This window comes from Streptomyces sp. NPDC023723 (assembly GCF_040639815.1).
GTDB lineage: Bacteria > Actinomycetota > Actinomycetes > Streptomycetales > Streptomycetaceae > Streptomyces.
This window is the reverse complement of record NZ_JBFAAP010000013.1, coordinates 32104-48381: the sequence shown is the minus strand read 5'-3', so window position 1 is coordinate 48381 and position 16278 is coordinate 32104. Positions and strand designations below refer to the sequence as shown.

Sequence of the window (16278 nt, the reverse complement as noted above, 5' to 3'; positions counted from 1 at the left end):
CGCGCCGTTTCCCGGGCGGCGCCGCCGCTCATCCCTCCAGCGACGTCATCACATGCTTCACCCGCGTGTAGTCGTCGAACCCGTAGGCCGAGAGGTCCTTGCCGTACCCGGACTTCTTGAAGCCGCCGTGCGGCATCTCCGCGACCAGCGGGATGTGCGTGTTGATCCACACGCAGCCGAAGTCCAGCCGCCGGGACATCCGCATCGCCCGCCCGTGGTCCTTCGTCCACACCGAGGAGGCCAGCGCGTAGTCGACCCCGTTGGCCCACTCCACCGCCTGCTCCTCGTCCCGGAACGCCTGCACGGTGATGACCGGTCCGAAGACCTCGTGCTGCACGATCTCGTCGTCCTGCTTCAGCCCGGAGACGACGGTCGGCGCGTAGAAGAACCCCTTCTCGCCGACCCGGTGACCGCCCGCCTCGACCTTGGCGTGCGCGGGCAGCCGCTCGATGAAGCCGGTGACCTGCTGGAGCTGGTTCGGGTTGTTCAGCGGGCCGTACAGCACGTCCTCGTCGTCCGGCTGCCCGGTCTTCGTCTCGGCCGCCGCCTTCGCCAGCGCGGCCACGAACTCGTCGTGGATCGCCTCGTGCACCAGCACCCGGGTGGCCGCCGTGCAGTCCTGCCCGGCGTTGAAGAAGCCCGCCTCCGAGATGCCCGCGACGGCGCCCGCGATGTCGGTGTCCTCGAAGACCACGACCGGCGCCTTGCCGCCCAGCTCCAGGTGGACCCGCTTCAGGTCCCTGGACGCCGACTCGGCGACCGCCATGCCGGCCCGCACCGACCCGGTGATGGAGGCCATCGCCGGCGTCGGGTGCTCGACCATCAGGCGGCCGGTGTCGCGGTCGCCGCAGATGACGTTGAAGACGCCCTTGGGCAGGATCGCGCCGATGAGCTCGGCGATCAGGACGGTGGAGGCCGGAGTGGTGTCGGACGGCTTCAGCACCACCGTGTTGCCCGCCGCCAGCGCCGGCGCGAACTTCCACACGGCCATCATCATCGGGTAGTTCCACGGCGCGACCTGCGCGCAGACCCCGATCGGCTCGCGGCGCACGAAGGAGGTCAGGCCCTCCATGTACTCGCCGGCCCCGCGCCCCTCCAGCATCCGGGCCGCGCCCGCGAAGAAGCGGATCTGGTCGACCATCGGCGGGATCTCCTCGGTGCGGGTCAGCCCGATCGGCTTGCCCGTGTTCTCCACCTCGGCCGCGATCAGATCCTCGGCCCGCTCCTCGAACGCGTCCGCGATCTTGAGGAGGGCCTTCTGCCGCTCGGCCGGGGTGGTGTCCCGCCAGGCCGGGAAGGCCGCCGCGGCGGCCGCCATGGCCGCGTCCACGTCCGCCTGCCCGGACAGCGGCGCGGTCGCGTACGCCTCGCCCGTGGCGGGGTTGACCACCTCGGTGGTCCGTCCGTCGGCGGCGTCCCGGAACTCGCCACCCACGTAGTTGCGTAGCTTGCGCACTGCCGGCCCTCCAAGAACTGGATATGTCCAATGGCTGAGACACCCACACTAATCGGACGGCCGACGTTTTCAACACCCCCACTCCCCTACTGGTTGCGAAATCCGCAGACTGAGACCTCATAGACAACGGATTTCATCGATACGACCTTGCGGAACCGTCGATCCGTCGTGCACAGTGAAGCCGTGGCCAGTCGAAGCGCAGACCAGAAGGGCGCCCGCGAGTCCCGGACCGGCGGTCCCCAGTTGGACGCCGTCTCCCTCGCGATCGTCGAACAGCTCCAGGAGGACGGCCGCCGGCCGTACGCCGCCATCGGCAAGGCCGTCGGCCTGTCCGAGGCGGCCGTGCGCCAGCGCGTGCAGAAGCTGCTCGACCAGGGCGTGATGCAGATCGTCGCCGTCACCGACCCGCTCACCGTGGGCTTTCGCCGGCAGGCGATGGTGGGCGTCAACGTGGAGGGCGACGTGGAGTCGGTCGCCGACGCGCTGGCCGCGATGTCCGAGTGCGAGTACGTCGTGATGACCGCGGGCTCCTTCGACCTCATGGTGGAGATCGTCTGCGAGGACGACGACCACCTGCTGGACGTCATCAACAAACGCATCCGGGCCGTCCTCGGCGTGCGCTCCACCGAGAGCTTCGTTTACCTGAAGCTCAAGAAGCAGACCTACATGTGGGGAACCCGATAACCGTGACCACCGACAGCGCCAAGGATCTCAGCAAGGCCGCGTACGACCACCTGTGGATGCACTTCACCCGCATGTCGTCGTACGAGAACGCGCCCGTCCCCACCATCGTCCGTGGCGAGGGCACCCACATCTACGACGACAAGGGCAAGCGCTACCTCGACGGCCTCGCGGGCCTGTTCGTGGTCCAGGCCGGGCACGGCCGCACCGAGCTGGCCGAGACCGCCATGAAGCAGGCCCAGGAGCTGGCCTTCTTCCCCGTGTGGTCCTACGCCCACCCGAAGGCCGTGGAGCTGGCCGAGCGGCTGGCCCACGAGGCCCCCGGCGACCTGAACAAGGTCTTCTTCACCACCGGCGGCGGCGAGGCGGTGGAGACCGCCTGGAAGCTCGCCAAGCAGTACTTCAAGCTGATCGGCAAGCCGACCAAGTACAAGGTCATCTCCCGCGCGGTCGCCTACCACGGCACCCCGCAGGGCGCCCTGTCCATCACCGGCCTGCCCGCTCTGAAGGCGCCCTTCGAGCCGCTGGTGCCGGGCGCCCACAAGGTGCCGAACACCAACATCTACCGCGCCCCGATCCACGGCGACGACCCGGAGGCGTTCGGCCGCTGGGCGGCCGACCAGATCGAGCAGCAGATCCTGTTCGAGGGCCCGGAGACGGTCGCGGCCGTCTTCCTGGAGCCGGTGCAGAACGCGGGCGGCTGCTTCCCGCCGCCGCCCGGCTACTTCCAGCGGGTGCGCGAGATCTGCGACCAGTACGACGTGCTGCTCGTCTCGGACGAGGTCATCTGCGCCTTCGGCCGGCTCGGCACGACGTTCGCCTGCGACAAGTTCGGCTACGTCCCGGACATGATCACCTGCGCCAAGGGCATGACCTCGGGCTACTCCCCGATAGGCGCCTGCATCGTCTCCGACCGGCTGGCCGAGCCGTTCTACCAGGGCGACAACACCTTCCTGCACGGCTACACCTTCGGCGGCCACCCGGTCTCCGCGGCGGTCGGCGTCGCCAACCTCGACCTGTTCGAGCGCGAGGGCCTCAACCAGCACGTCCTGGACAACGAGGGCAACTTCCGCGCCACCCTGGAGAAGCTCCTCGACCTGCCGATCGTCGGCGACGTGCGCGGCAACGGCTTCTTCTACGGCATCGAACTGGTCAAGGACAAGCACACCAAGGAGTCCTTCACCGACGAGGAGACCGAGCGCGTCCTGTACGGCTTCCTGTCGAAGAAGCTGTTCGAGAACGGCCTGTACTGCCGCGCCGACGACCGCGGCGACCCGGTCGTCCAGCTCGCCCCGCCGCTGATCTCCAACCAGGAGACGTTCGACGAGATCGAGCAGATCCTGCGCGCGACCCTGACGGAGGCGTGGACGAAGCTCTGACGATCTTCCTTCTGGAAGATCATCTACGGCCCCGGTGCCGCCCGTTCGAGTGAGAAACGGCGGCCCGGGGCTGTGTGCTGTCCGCGGCCGCCGCGGTCAGTCCCTAGCGTGCCGGTGACGCGGAAACGGATCCAGAACGAGGTGTACGCGCATGGTGGCTCCGCCGGACAACGACGTGATCCGGGCCAGCGCCCTGCACTTCGCGCACCGCGACGGCTCCCCCGCGCTCCAGGGCGTCTCCCTCGGCGTCCGCAAGGGCGAGGTGCTCGCCGTGCGCGGCCCGCGCGGCAGCGGCAAGACCGCGCTGCTGCGCTGCCTGGCCGCACTGGCCCGGCCGCAGCGCGGCGAGGTCTGGTTCGACGGGGTCGCGGTGCACGAGCTGGGCGCGCTCGGCCGGGAGCGGCTGCGCCGCGACCGGTTCGGCTGGATCGACTCCGCCCCGGTACTGGTGCCCGAGCTGAACGTCTGGGAGAACGCCGCCCTGCCGCTGATGCTGCGCGGCACCGGCCGGCGCCGGGCCCGGCAGGCCGCCCTGGAGTGGCTGGAGCGCCTGGACGTCGCCGGGAAGGCCCGGCTGCGCCCGCCCGAGCTGCGGCAGGCGGAGCGGCAGCGGGTGTGCATCGCCCGCGCGCTCGCCGTCGTCCCCTCGGTGCTGTTCGCCGACGAACCGGCCGCGCCGCTGCACCGCGCCGAGAGCGCCCAGGTGCTGCGCACGCTGACCACGGCGGCCCGCTCGCACGGCGTCACCGTCGTGCTCGCCGACCAGGGCCCGCGCGACGCCGCCCTCGCCGACCGTACGGTGACGCTGCTGGACGGTCGCCGGGTGCGGACCCTGCACCTGCCCCCGGAGCCCGCGGCCGGCTCCGGTCCCGCCGCGACGGAAGGCCGGGCGGCGTGCTCGCTCTCCGCCTGACCCGCGCCGCGGGACTCGCCGTCCAACTGCGCCGGCTGCTGGTGGTGGCCGCCGCCGCGGGCACCTGCTTCCTGCTGCTGTGCTCGCTGGGCCACGCGCTGACCCACCCGGACACCGCCGGCGGCTCCGCCCTCCGGCTGGCCTGGTGCGCGGCGCCGCTGGCCGCCACGGTGTACCTGGCGGTGGCGGTGGCCCGTACCGACCCGGGCACCCGGCCGCGTACCGGACTGTCCGCGATCGGCCTCGGGCCCGGCCGGCTGATGGCCGTCTCGGCGGCCACCACGGCGGCGGCCGGCACCCTCGGTGCGCTCGTGGCGCTGCTGCTCTTCCTCCAGCTGCGCGGCGACCTGACCGGCCGGCCCGCCGGCGGCGCCCTCGCCGACACCTACGCCGTGGGTCTGCCGCTGCCGCTCCCGGCGGTCCTGACCCTGCTGGCGCTGGTCCCGGCGGCGGCGTCGGCGGCGGTGGCGGTGACACTGCGCCCGAGCGAGGGCCGACCCGCCCCGGCGGGCGGCACGGGACGGCGGTACGGCCGCTTCGGGGCGTACGGCCTGGCCGCGCGGGAGAGCTTCGGGACGTACGGCCGCTTCGGCGCCCGCCGGGCAGCGACGCCGGCCGGCAGCCCGGCCGCGACCATGACGGCCACAGCCACGGCCACCGCCACAGCCTCGGGCACGGCACCGGACACGGCATCGGGCACGGCATCGGACGCTGCGAGTGCCGCCCCCGCCGCCCTCCCCCGCCCCGCCACCGCCGGCCTCCCCTGGGGCGTCGCCGTGCTCGCCGCCGGGCTGGCCGCGGAGACGATGGCGGACCGGGCCGGCGGCACCGGCGGCCCCTCCGCCGGTGTCCTCGCCGGCTGGGCGCTGACCGCCCTCGGCCTGGCACTCGCCGGCCCCGGCCTCACCCAGCTGTGCGGGCGCCTGCTCCAGGCGGTCCGGCCGGGTGCGGTGCGGCTGCTGGCCGGGCGGGTCCTGATGGAGGAGGCGCACCGCATCGGCCGCCCCCTCGGCGTGGTCTGCGCGGTCGCCTCGGCGGCGTACGCGGCGACCGCGCTGCACGGCGCGGACGGGTCGTCGTTCGGCCCGCTCAGCACCCTCGGGGGCGTGCTGGTGGCGGGCTGCGCGGTGGCCACCTTGCTGACCACGGCCGTGGAGACCAAGCAGGCCCGCGCCGACGCGACCGCCGCGCTGCTGCGGCTCGGGGCACCGGCCACGGTGCTGCGCGGGGCCGCCGCCCTGCGCACCGCGGCGCTGCTCGCGGTGTTCGGCCCGCTGACCCTGGCGGTCGCGGAACTGGCGGCACTGCCGCTGACCCGTTCGTGACCCGCGACGCGCCCCGTTCGCAAAAAAGATCGAAGAAATCTCGTCCGCCCGCGATGAGTTCGGTCCCGGCCCCCGGTCTACCCCTGCGAACGACATGACACCGATGGGAGAGGCCCGCATGTACCAGCAGATGATCTTCGTGAACCTGGCCACCACCGACCTCGACGCCGCCAAAAGGTTCTTCACCGAGCTCGGGTACTCGATCAACGCCCAGTTCAGCGACGACTCGACCGCCTCCATCCCGCTCAGCGACACCATCGTGGTCATGCTGCACACCCCGCAGAAGTACGGCGTGTTCACGAAGAAGGACGTCATCGACTCCCGCAAGAGCAGCGAGGTGCTGCTCGCGCTGAGCGCCGAGAGCCGCGAGAAGGTCGACGAGCTGGTCGACAAGGCGGTCGCGGCCGGCGGCACGGTCACCGGCGAGACCCAGGACCACGGCTTCATGTACGGCCGCGCCTTCGACGACCTCGACGGCCACACCTGGGAGGTCGTGTGGATGGACCCGGCGGCGGTGGAGGGCTGAGCCCCGCCTCTAGCATGAGCGGGTGGATGACATATCGACGCCCGCTCAGCCGTACCACGCCGCCCACGACCGGGAGATCGAGTCCCTCGCCGAGTTCGACGAGGTGCTCGCCCGCGGCGGGAGCCTCGCGCACTACCGGGTCCAGGCCGTCGACCTGACGGACCGTACGGACCCGCTGCTGACCGCCGAGGCGGCCGGCGCCGTCTTCCTCGGCTGCCCGATGGAGGACGCGGCCGCCACCGCCGTACGCGCCGCCGGCGCCCTGGTGTTCCCGCCGGTGCCCGGTCTGCCCTTCGACCCGTACCGCGCGTTCGTCTACTCGCCCGACGAGCTGTACGCCTCCCTGGCCAAGGGCTACGAGGCGACGCCGGACGCGCTGGCCTACGCCTGGTTCCAGCGGACCAGGGCGGACGGCGACATCTTCGCCTCCATGCTGCGCGCCGTGCACGACGACGCCGTCTCCGACGCGGTCGACGAACTCCTCGTCGGCGCCGAGGTGGTGGGTGTCATGGGCGGGCACGCGATGGCGCGCGGCACCGAGGCGTACGCCGGCGCGGCGCGGCTCGGGCGCGAACTGGCCCGGGCCGGCTTCACCGTGGCCACCGGCGGCGGACCCGGCGCGATGGAGGCGGCCAACCTCGGCGCCTACGCCGCCCCGTTCGACGACTCGATGCTGGACGAGGCGCTGCCACTGCTCGCCGCGGCGCCCTCCTTCACGCCGTCCATCGGCGCGTGGGCGGGCGCCGCCTTCGCGGTCCGCGAGCGCTGGCCGGACGGCGGTCCCTCGGTCGGCATCCCGACCTGGTTCTACGGCCACGAACCGCCCAACGCCTTCGCCGCGCACATCGCCAAGTACTTCGCCAACGCCACCCGCGAGGACGGCCTGCTGGCCCGGTCCAACGCGGGGGTGGTCTTCCTGCCGGGCGCCGCCGGGACCGTACAGGAGGTCTTCGACAACGCGACGCCGAACTACTACGAGTCGCGCGGCGAACCCACCCCCATGGTGCTGGTGGACCGGGCGCACTGGACCGAGAAGCTGCCCGCGTGGCCGCTGCTGCGGGCGCTGGCCCGGGGGCGGTCGATGGAGTCGCGGATCGCGCTGGTCGACCGGATCGAGGAGGCGCCGGCCGCGCTGAAACTTATCCGAAGTTAATAAGAGGGCAAAGCCAACGGCCCACGGACGCATATGCGTTGACACTGCCGGTGCACTGCCAATAGACCTGTGAGTCTCCTGGGGCCACGGTGTCGCGGAAGCGTGAAGCAAGCGTGACGTGTGACCACCGGTCCCGGGCAACCCCCCGCATCCAGCATCCGGTAAAGGACCAACGTGCCCCTGCCCATACTCAGAAGTGCGGCGTCCCGCCGTAGCGTTCGTGCCCTCGGTGTGGCGACCGCCGCGGTCGCCCTGGCCGTCGGCGCCGCCGGCAACGCGCTCGCCTGCAACATCGGCGAGTTCAGCGCCGCCGCCACGTGCGACGGCACCAAGGGCGTCATCACCGTCACCGATGTGGACTCCGCCGGTGTCAAGGCGATCGTCACCGTCTTCCGCCAGACCGACGGCGGCGAGGAGAAGGTCGGCGAGCAGGAGGTGAAGGGCTCCAAGAACGGCGAGACCATCACCTTCGCCGAGGACTGGAAGCCGAGCGCGGAGTACCGCGTCCACGTCAAGGCCGCGCCGTACGTCGACGAGGACATCAAGCCGAGCCTCGTCACGCCGGCCACCGCCTGCGGCGGCGGCGAGGAGGAGGAGTCCCCGACTCCGACGCCGTCCGACTCGTCCTCGACCCCGGCCGAGGAGGAGTCCGAGACCCCGGCTCCGTCGACGCCGGCGGCCTCGGAGAGCGAGTCCACCGTTCCGGCGGCGGACACCGCGAGCAACGCGCCGTCGCCCGCGGCCGGTGACTCGAACCTCGCCGAGACCGGCGCCGACTCCAACACCGGCATGATCGCCGGGATCGCGGCCGCCCTGGTCGTGGTCGGCGGTGGCGCGGTGTTCTTCGGCATGCGCCGCCGTGGCGCGAAGGCCGAGAGCTGACGTCACGTCATTTCCTGGTGGTGGCCCGTCCCCCGCACCTGCTGCGGGGGACGGGCCACCGTCATGTCAGCCGGACTTCGCCGTGTCCGGCCGCGAGCGGACGGTCACCCGAGCACGATGATCTCCGCCACGTCGAACTCGACCCCGACCCGCTGCCCGACCTCGGGCGCGGCCCGCAGCGCGCAGGCCGCCTCCAGCCGGGGCGTCTCCGCGTCCCCCTCCGGCTGGAGGCGCACGGCGACATGGGTGCCCTTGAAGGTGCGGGCGGTGACCGTACAGGGCAGCCCCGCGTCGGCGGCGACCAGCCGGACACCGGCCGGGCGGACCAGTACCGGCCGGCCGCCCTGCGCGCTGCCCTCGGGCACCGGCACCTTGCCCCAGGGGGTGTCGGCGGCCGTCCCGGCGACGGTCGCCCCGACGACGTTGTCGAAGCCGAGGAACCGGGCGACGAACGCGTCGGCGGGCCGCTGCCACACCTGAAGCGGCGTGCCCTGCTGGGCGATCCGCCCGTCCCGCATCACCACCACCCGGTCGGCCAGCGCGAACGCCTCACCCTGGTCGTGCGTCACCGCCAGCACCGTGGTGCCCAACCGGCCGAACAGCTCCCGCAGTTCCACCACCAGCCGCTCCCGCAGCGAGCGGTCGAGCTGGCCGAGCGGCTCGTCCAGCATCAGCAGCCGGGGCCGGGCCGCCAGCGCCCGGGCCAGCGCGACACGCTGCTGCTCACCGCCGGACAGCGCGGCCACCGACCGCCGCCCGGCGTCCGGCAGCCCGACCAGCGCCAGCAGCTCCGCGACCCGCTCCTGCTGTTCGGCGCGCGCGGCACCCCGCATCCGGGGTCCGAAGGCGACGTTCCCGGCCACGTCCCGCTGCGGGAACAACTGGTGGTCCTGGAACATCAGGCCGACCTCGCGCCGGTGCGCGGGTACGCCGCTCTGGTCCCGCCCGTCGAGCAGCACCCGCCCGGCGGCCGGCACCTGGAGCCCGGCGACCACCCGCAGCAGCGTCGACTTGCCGCTGCCGCTGGGCCCGAGCACACACACCACCTCGTGCTCGGCCACCTCCAGGTCGACGGCGTCCAGTACGGCCCGCCCGCCGAAGCGGACGGTCACCTCGCGCAGGCTCAGCATGCTCAGAACTCCCCGCTCCGGTCGGTCCGCAGCCGCTCCAGCACCAGCAGGGCCACCGCGCACACCAGCATCAGAATCGTCGAAAGGGCCATCGCCTGGCCGTAGTTCAGGTCGCCGGGGCGGCCCAGCAGCCGGGCCACGGCCACCGGCAGCGTCGGACTGTCGGGCCGCGCGATGAACACCGTCGCGCCGAACTCCCCGAGCGACACCGCGAACGCGAACCCGGCCGCGACCAGCAGCGCCCGCCGCACCATCGGCAGGTCCACCTCCCGCCACACCCGCCAGGGCGACGCCCCGAGCACCGCCGCCGCCTCCCGCAGCCGCCCGTCCACCGCCCGCAGCACCGGCAGCATGGTCCGCACCACGAACGGCACCCCGACCAGCGCCTGTGCCAGCGGGACCAGGAGCCACGAGGAGCGCAGGTCCAGTGGCGGTTCGTCCAGCGCGATCAGGAACCCGAACCCGACCGTCACCGCCGACACCCCGAGCGGCAGCATCAGCAGCGCGTCGAAGCCGCGGACCAGACGGCCCGCGTCCCGCCGGGTCAGCGCGGTGGCCGCGAGCCCGCCGATCACCATGGCGATCGCGGTGGCGGCGACGGCGTACTCGAGCGAGTTGCCGATGGCGTCGATCGGCGGCACGAGGAAGGTGCCGCCGTCCTCGTGGGTGAGCGCCCGGTAGTAGCCGAAGCCGCCGTCGAGCGACCGCCGCACCAGCACCGCCAGCGGCAGCAGGACCAGTACGGCGACGGTGGCCAGCACCCCGGCCAGCAGCCCCCACTGCCCGGCCCCGCGCGGCCGGCGCGCGGTCGTCGAGGCGTCCACCAGCCGCAGCGCCGTCTCCCGCCGCCGTACCGTCCAGGCGTGCACGGCGAGGATCGCGGCGACCGCGCCGAACTGGACCAGGGTCAGCACGGCCGCCGTGGACAGGTCGAACAGCTGCGAGGTCTGCCGGTAGATCTCCACCTCCAGGGTGGCGAAGGCGGGCCCGCCGAGGATCTGCACGACACCGAAGGAGGTGAAGGTGAACAGGAACACCATCAGCGCGGCGGCGGCCACGGCGGGCGCCAGCGCCGGCAGCGTGACCCGCCGCCAGGCGGCGAACGGTGACGCCCCGAGCATCCGGGCGGCCTCCTCCTGCCGCGGGTCGAGCTGCGCCCACAGCCCGCCGACGGTACGGATCACGACGGCGTAGTTGAAGAAGACATGCGCCAGCAGGATCGCCCACACGGTGGTGTCCAGCCGGACGCCCCACAGGTCGTCGAGCAGCCCGCCGCGCCCGACCAGCGCCAGGAACGCCGTACCGACCACGACGGTCGGCAGCACGAACGGCACCGTGACCACGGCCCGCAGCGCCTGCTTGCCGGGGAAGTCCAGCCGGGCGAAGACGTACGCGCCCGGCAGCGCGACCAGCAGGGTGAGCGCGGTGGAGGCCAGCGCCTGCCAGGTGGTGAACCACAGCACGTGCCGGACGTCCGAGGCGGCGACCACCTCGGCGATCCGGCCGAGGTGCCAGCCGCCGTCGTCCTTCAGCCCGCGCGCCACGATCGCGGCCACCGGCCAGGCGAAGAAGACGGCGAAGAACGCCACCGGCATGGCCATCAGCCCGAGCCGCGCGGCGCTCCCCCGGCGCGCGGCCCTCACTGCAGTACGAGCGAGGTCCACGACTTGACCCAGTCGTCCCGGTTGGCGGCGATCTTCGCCGGTGCCATGGTCTCGGGGTCGGTGACGTCCGGCATGTTGTCCGTGTAGACAGCGGGCAGCTTCGCGTCACCGACAACCGGGTTGACGAACATGTTGAGCGGCATGTCCTCCTGGAACTTCTCGCTGAGCAGGAAGTCGAGGAACGCCTTGCCGCCCTCGGGGTTCTTCGCGTTGCTCAGCAGCCCCGCGAACTCGGTCTGCCGGAAGCAGGTGCCGGTCGCGACGCCGGTGGGCGCGGTCTTGGGCTGCGGGTCGGCGTAGACCACCTCGACCGGCGGCGAGGAGGCGTAGGACACGACCAGCGGCCGGTCCCCGCCGGCCTTCTTCCCACCGGCCGACCCGGAGAACTCCTCGTTGTACGCCTGCTCCCACCCGTCGACCACCTTGACGCCGTTGGCCCGGAGCTTCTTCCAGTACGCCGCCCAGCCGTCGTCCCCGTACGCGGCGGCGGTCCCGAGCAGGAACCCGAGCCCCGGCGACGACGTACCGGCGTTCTCGGTGACGAGCAGGTCCTTGTACGCGGGCTTGACCAGGTCGGCGAAGGAGGCCGGCGGATCGATCCCGTGCTCGCTGAAGTACGCCTTGTCGTAGTTGACGCAGATGTCGCCGTAGTCGACCGGCGTGACCCGGTGCCGGCCGGCGTCCAGCTGGTACTGCTCGTCGACCCGGTCCAGGCCGTTCGCCTCGTACGGCTGGAACAGCCCGTTGTCGAGGGCGCGGGAGAGCAGCGTGTTGTCGACGCCGAAGAAGACGTCGCCCTGCGGGTTGTCCTTGGTCAGGATCGCCTTGTTGACGGCCTGCCCGGCGTCGCCGTCCTCCAGGACCTTGACCTGGTACCCGGACTCCTTCTCGAACGCGGCGATGACGCTCTTCGACGCGGCCCACGAGTCATGGCTGACGAGCGTCACGGTCTTGCTGTCCCCGCCCGCCTCGTCGCCGGCCGACGACCCGCACGCGGACAGCGCGACCAGGCCCAGCCCGACGGCCGCCGCGGCCACGCTCTTCTTGGTGATGCTCACTGATTCCTCCTGGGACGTCCAGGAGAAGACGCGGCCCTGCCCGGGTTCCTCGCGGATCCCGGGCAGGGCGCAACAGCTCGAGTGATGACCGATCTCCCTACCCAGAATGACCTGGGCCAGGTTCGGAGGGTCTGCGGCCGGTGCCGCACTCTCAGCGCTGTGGCGCTCCCCTGTCGGAATATTAAGATGTGTTCTTACGTCGGTCAGGTTACCGCTCGCCGGCGGCGAGCTGGCCACACGCCCCGTCGATCTCCTGCCCGCGCGTGTCCCGGACCGTCACCGGCACCCCGTGCGCCGCGATGGCCTCGACGAACGCCTTCTCGTCCGCGGGCCGCGAGGCGGTCCACTTCGAGCCCGGGGTCGGGTTCAGCGGGATGAGGTTGACGTGTACCGGCTTGCCCTTGAGCAGCCGGCCGAGCCGGTCACCGCGCCAGGCCTGGTCGTTGATGTCCCGGATCAGCGCGTACTCGATGGACAGCCGGCGTCCGGACCGCGCGGAGTACTCGAACCCGGCGTCCAGCACCTCGCGCACCTTCCACCGGGTGTTCACCGGCACCAGGGTGTCGCGCAGCTCGTCGTCGGGGGCGTGCAGCGAGATGGCGAGCCGGCACTTGAAGCCCTCGTCGGAGAAGCGGTGGATGGCCGGCACCAGACCGACCGTCGACACGGTGATGCCCCGCTGCGACAGGCCCACACCGTCGGGCTCGGGGTCGGTCAGCCGCCGGATGGCGCCCACCACCCGGTTGTAGTTGGCGAGCGGCTCGCCCATCCCCATGAAGACGATGTTGCTCAGCCGCGCCGGCCCTCCCGGAACCTCTCCGTCCCTGAGCGCCCGCATGCCGTCCACGATCTGGTGCACGATCTCGGCGGTCGACAGGTTCCGGTCAAGACCGGCCTGTCCGGTGGCGCAGAACGGGCAGTTCATGCCGCAGCCCGCCTGCGAGCTGATGCACATGGTCACCCGGTCCGGGTAGCGCATGAGCACCGACTCGACGAGCGTGCCGTCGAACAGCCGCCACAGCGTCTTGCGGGTGGTCCCCTCGTCCGTCGACAGATGCCGTACGACGGTCATCAGCTCGGGCAGCAGCGCCTCGCGGAGCTTCTCCCGCGAACCGGCCGGGATGTCGGTCCACTGCTCCGGTTCGTGCGCGTACCGCGCGAAGTAGTGCTGCGAGAGCTGCTTGGCGCGGAACGCCTTCTCACCGGCCGCGGCGACCGCCTCCTTGCGCTCGGCGGGCGTGAGGTCGGCGAGATGCCGCGGCGGCTTCTTGGCTCCGCGCGGGGCGACGAAAGTGAGTTCTCCGGGTGCAGGCATAGCCCGTCCAGTGTCGCAGACGTACGAAGAGGAGCCCGCCACCCTGTGGACAACGGGCCCCTCGGTGCGCGAACCGCAGGTCAGCCCGAGCCGACGAAGATCACCAACAGCAGCCAGGCCACGGGAGCCGTCGGCAGCAAGGAGTCCAGCCGGTCCATGATGCCGCCGTGGCCCGGCAGCAGCGTGCCCATGTCCTTGATGCCGAGGTCGCGCTTGATCATCGACTCGCCGAGGTCGCCCAGGGTGGCGCTGACCGCGACGGCCAGGCCGAGGAGCAGGCCCTGCCACCAGGCGCCGCCGTCGATCAGGAAGTGCGTGCACAGCGCGCCCGCCGCCATCGCGAAGGTCACCGCGCCGACCAGGCCCTCGCGGGTCTTGCCGGGGCTGATGCGCGGCGCGAGCTTGGTCCGGCCGAAACGCCAGCCGACCGCGTAGGCGCCGGTGTCGCTGACGACGGTCAGTATCAGGAAGACCAGCACCCGCCACGGGCCGTCGTCGGCCGCGAGCATCATGGCGACGAACGTGGCCAGGAACGGCACGTAGAACGCCGCGAAGACACCCGCCGTGACGTCCCGCAGATAGTCCTGCGGCGGCCGCGTCATCCGCCACAGAAGGACGGCGAGCGCGGTGAGCGCCATGGCGATCCACGCGCCGTCGGCGCCCCGCACATACCCGGCGATCACCATCGCCGCGCCGCCGACCGCGAGCGGCACGAGCGGCGCGTGGATGCCCTTGCGCTCGTCCAGCCGCTTGGTCAGCTCCCACAGCCCGACCACGACGGCGACGACGATGACGCCCACGAAGACGGCCTTGACGAAGAACAGCGACGCGACGATCACCGCGCCGAGCCCGACCCCGACCCCTATGGCCGCACCCAGGTCGCGCCCCGCGCTCTTCTTCTGCGGCGGGGGCGCCGGCTGCGGGGCGGCAGGCATGGGCTCCGGATTCTGCGGCGCGGTCGGCGCGGTCGGGTCGCGGAACGAGGGACCGCCCTGCCGGCCGGCCCCCCGGTCGTCATCCTGGTCTGCGCCGAAGTCGGGTACGTCGTCGGGCACGATGGGCATGGGGCGAGTCTGCTGCGCGTACAGCGCATCGTAGGCGGGACCCGCCGGGGCAGCCCCCTGGACAGGTCCCTGCTCGGACGGCCCCCAGTACCCGGCTTGTGGCGGCGCCCCCCAGGAAGAGTCGTTCATCAGACCTCGAGCAGCTCCGCTTCCTTGTGCTTGAGGAGTTCGTCCACCTGCGCGACGTACTTCGCGGTGGTGTCGTCGAGCTCCTTCTCCGCGCGGCGGCCCTCGTCCTCGCCGACCTCGCCGTCCTTGACCAGCTTGTCGATGGCGTCCTTGGCCTTGCGGCGCACCGAGCGGATGGAGACCTTGGCGTCCTCGCCCTTGGCCTTGGCCACCTTGATGTACTCGCGGCGGCGCTCCTCGGTCAGCTCCGGGAACACCACGCGGATGATGTTGCCGTCGTTGCTCGGGTTGACGCCCAGGTCGGAGTCGCGGATCGCCTGCTCGATGTTGCGCAGGGCGGTCTTGTCGAACGGCGTGACCACGGCCATCCGCGGCTCGGGCACGGAGAACGAGGCCAGCTGGTTGATCGGCGTCGGCGCGCCGTAGTAGTCGGCCACGATCTTGTTGAACATCGCCGGGTGCGCCCGCCCGGTGCGGATCGCGGCGAAGTCCTCCTTGGCGACCACGACGGCCTTCTCCATCTTCTCCTCGGCTTCGAGGAGGCTCTCTTCGATCACCACTTGCTCCTGCGTGTCTTGAGTAGGCCCGGCTGCGGTTCCTCGTAGGGGCGGCGGCCGGCTGCGTCGCGTCTTCTTCCTGCACGGTTCCCGACCGGCAGGACATTGTCCATCCCCCGGCCCGGGGGTCAGTTGCGGTCGGACCCGTCGCCCACGAGCGTGCCGATCTTCTCACCCTTGACGGCCCGGGCGATATTGCCGGCCTTCAGGAGTTCGAAGACGACGATCGGGAGCTTGTTGTCACGGCAGAGCGTGACCGCCGTGGCGTCGGCGACCTTCAGGTCCCGGGTGATGACCTCGCCGTAGCCGAGGGCGTCGAACTTGACCGCGTCCGGGTTGGTCTTCGGGTCGGAGTCGTAGACCCCGTCCACCCCGTTCTTGCCCATGAGCAGCGCCTCGGCGTCGATCTCCAGGGCGCGCTGGGCGGCGGTGGTGTCGGTGGAGAAGTACGGCATGCCCATGCCGGCGCCGAAGATGACCACGCGGCCCTTCTCCAGGTGCCGCACGGCGCGCAGCGGGATGTAGGGCTCGGCGACCTGGCCCATGGTGATGGCGGTCTGCACCCGGCAGTCGACGCCCTCCTTCTCCAGGAAGTCCTGGAGGGCGAGGCAGTTCATCACGGTGCCGAGCATGCCCATGTAGTCGGAGCGGGCGCGGTCCATGCCGCGCACCTGGAGTTCGGCGCCGCGGAAGAAGTTCCCGCCGCCGATGACGATCGCGATCTGCGCGCCGTCCCGGACGACGGCCGCGATCTCGCGCGCGATGGCGTGCACCACGTCGGGGTCGACGCCCAGGCCCCCGCCGCCGGAGAACGCCTCTCCGGACAGCTTCAGCAGAAACCGGCCGCTCACTTTGCCGTCATCGCTCTTCTCGGCCTTGGTGGTGGTCATGGAGATCTCGCCTCTTTTACGTGGGTCACACATACGAAGGAGGCCATTGCCGGGGGGTGGGTTCATCCCTGCGCGGCAATGGCCTCCTCGTCAGATCTGCGGTCGTCCGCCACACGCGGGTGCGCGGACGACTGCTGCCGACCCTACCGGGGCCGG

Annotated in this window: 15 protein-coding genes and 1 riboswitch; of the genes, 7 read left to right on the top strand and 8 right to left on the bottom strand. The window is 71.9% G+C overall.

Annotated features, from left to right (window positions below; translation table 11 throughout):
• Positions 1-28: 28 nt before the first annotated feature.
• Positions 29-1456, bottom strand: a complete 1428-nt coding sequence (locus AB0G32_RS16875) for a gamma-aminobutyraldehyde dehydrogenase (protein ID WP_361163250.1) — start codon at positions 1454-1456, stop codon at positions 29-31.
• Positions 1457-1624: 168 nt separating this feature from the next.
• On the opposite strand from AB0G32_RS16875, the gene AB0G32_RS16870 reads away from it, so the two are divergent.
• The 7 genes from AB0G32_RS16870 to AB0G32_RS16840 all read left to right on the top strand — a co-directional run bounded on the left by AB0G32_RS16870 (position 1625) and on the right by AB0G32_RS16840 (position 8315).
• Positions 1625-2140: an Lrp/AsnC family transcriptional regulator gene (locus AB0G32_RS16870; protein WP_361163248.1), complete on the top strand. Its 516-nt coding sequence runs from the start codon at positions 1625-1627 to the stop codon at positions 2138-2140.
• 2 nt (positions 2141-2142) lie between these two features.
• Entirely contained in the window at positions 2143-3516 is a 1374-nt protein-coding gene (locus AB0G32_RS16865; protein ID WP_361163246.1) for an aspartate aminotransferase family protein, read from the top strand.
• A 151-nt stretch (positions 3517-3667) separates the two neighbouring features.
• Positions 3668-4429 carry an ATP-binding cassette domain-containing protein gene (locus AB0G32_RS16860; RefSeq protein WP_361163244.1) on the top strand — a complete coding sequence of 254 codons (762 nt, stop codon included), beginning with the start codon at positions 3668-3670 and terminating at the stop codon, positions 4427-4429.
• On the top strand, positions 4411-5754 hold the full coding sequence (locus AB0G32_RS16855; RefSeq protein ID WP_361163243.1) for a hypothetical protein: 1344 nt from the start codon (positions 4411-4413) through the stop codon (positions 5752-5754). The genes AB0G32_RS16860 and AB0G32_RS16855 overlap by 19 nt, the downstream gene beginning before the upstream one ends.
• Positions 5755-5872: 118 nt before the next feature.
• The gene (locus AB0G32_RS16850) at positions 5873-6280 is read left to right on the top strand and encodes a VOC family protein (protein ID WP_361163435.1); all 408 of its coding nucleotides are present in this window, start codon (positions 5873-5875) and stop codon (positions 6278-6280) included.
• 22 nt (positions 6281-6302) lie between these two features.
• Positions 6303-7433: a Rossmann fold nucleotide-binding protein gene (locus tag AB0G32_RS16845; RefSeq protein ID WP_361163241.1), complete on the top strand. Its 1131-nt coding sequence runs from the start codon at positions 6303-6305 to the stop codon at positions 7431-7433.
• A gap of 180 nt (positions 7434-7613) precedes the next feature.
• Entirely contained in the window at positions 7614-8315 is a 702-nt protein-coding gene (locus tag AB0G32_RS16840; RefSeq protein WP_361163433.1) for an LAETG motif-containing sortase-dependent surface protein, read from the top strand.
• Between the two features lie 104 nt (positions 8316-8419).
• On the opposite strand, the gene AB0G32_RS16835 is transcribed toward AB0G32_RS16840, so the two are convergent.
• From AB0G32_RS16835 to pyrH, 7 genes are all read right to left on the bottom strand, one after another.
• Positions 8420-9445 (bottom strand): ABC transporter ATP-binding protein, encoded by a 1026-nt coding sequence (locus AB0G32_RS16835; RefSeq protein ID WP_361163239.1) that lies wholly within the window; start codon positions 9443-9445, stop codon positions 8420-8422.
• Positions 9446-9447: 2 nt separating this feature from the next.
• Positions 9448-11046: an iron ABC transporter permease gene (locus AB0G32_RS16830; protein ID WP_361163432.1), complete on the bottom strand. Its 1599-nt coding sequence runs from the start codon at positions 11044-11046 to the stop codon at positions 9448-9450.
• A gap of 38 nt (positions 11047-11084) precedes the next feature.
• Entirely contained in the window at positions 11085-12167 is a 1083-nt protein-coding gene (locus tag AB0G32_RS16825; protein WP_361163237.1) for a thiamine ABC transporter substrate-binding protein, read from the bottom strand.
• Between the two features lie 76 nt (positions 12168-12243).
• Positions 12244-12349: riboswitch (TPP riboswitch) on the bottom strand.
• Between the two features lie 26 nt (positions 12350-12375).
• A complete protein-coding gene (gene rlmN, locus AB0G32_RS16820; RefSeq protein ID WP_361163235.1) occupies positions 12376-13482 on the bottom strand; it encodes a 23S rRNA (adenine(2503)-C(2))-methyltransferase RlmN in 1107 nt (368 codons plus the stop codon).
• 80 nt (positions 13483-13562) lie between these two features.
• Complete coding sequence (locus tag AB0G32_RS16815; RefSeq protein WP_361163233.1) at positions 13563-14675, bottom strand: phosphatidate cytidylyltransferase; 1113 nt, start codon at positions 14673-14675, stop codon at positions 13563-13565.
• Positions 14675-15232 (bottom strand): ribosome recycling factor, encoded by a 558-nt coding sequence (gene frr, locus AB0G32_RS16810; RefSeq protein WP_361163231.1) that lies wholly within the window; start codon positions 15230-15232, stop codon positions 14675-14677. The genes AB0G32_RS16815 and frr overlap by 1 nt, the downstream gene beginning before the upstream one ends.
• 128 nt (positions 15233-15360) lie before the next feature.
• Positions 15361-16122 carry a UMP kinase gene (gene pyrH / locus AB0G32_RS16805; RefSeq protein WP_361163229.1) on the bottom strand — a complete coding sequence of 254 codons (762 nt, stop codon included), beginning with the start codon at positions 16120-16122 and terminating at the stop codon, positions 15361-15363.
• Positions 16123-16278 lie beyond the last annotated feature (156 nt).

Excerpts from the sequence above, each read along its gene's own strand:
- AB0G32_RS16815 (WP_361163233.1), bottom strand. The coding sequence starts at position 14,675 with ATGAACGACTCTTCCTGGGGGGCGCCGCCACAAGCCGGGTACTGGGGG.
- pyrH (WP_361163229.1), bottom strand. The coding sequence starts at position 16,122 with ATGACCACCACCAAGGCCGAGAAGAGCGATGACGGCAAAGTGAGCGGC.
- AB0G32_RS16860 (WP_361163244.1), top strand. The coding sequence starts at position 3,668 with ATGGTGGCTCCGCCGGACAACGACGTGATCCGGGCCAGCGCCCTGCAC.
- AB0G32_RS16830 (WP_361163432.1), bottom strand. The coding sequence starts at position 11,046 with ATGGCCATGCCGGTGGCGTTCTTCGCCGTCTTCTTCGCCTGGCCGGTG.
- rlmN (WP_361163235.1), bottom strand. The coding sequence starts at position 13,482 with ATGCCTGCACCCGGAGAACTCACTTTCGTCGCCCCGCGCGGAGCCAAG.
- AB0G32_RS16835 (WP_361163239.1), bottom strand. The coding sequence starts at position 9,445 with ATGCTGAGCCTGCGCGAGGTGACCGTCCGCTTCGGCGGGCGGGCCGTA.
- AB0G32_RS16850 (WP_361163435.1), top strand. The coding sequence starts at position 5,873 with ATGTACCAGCAGATGATCTTCGTGAACCTGGCCACCACCGACCTCGAC.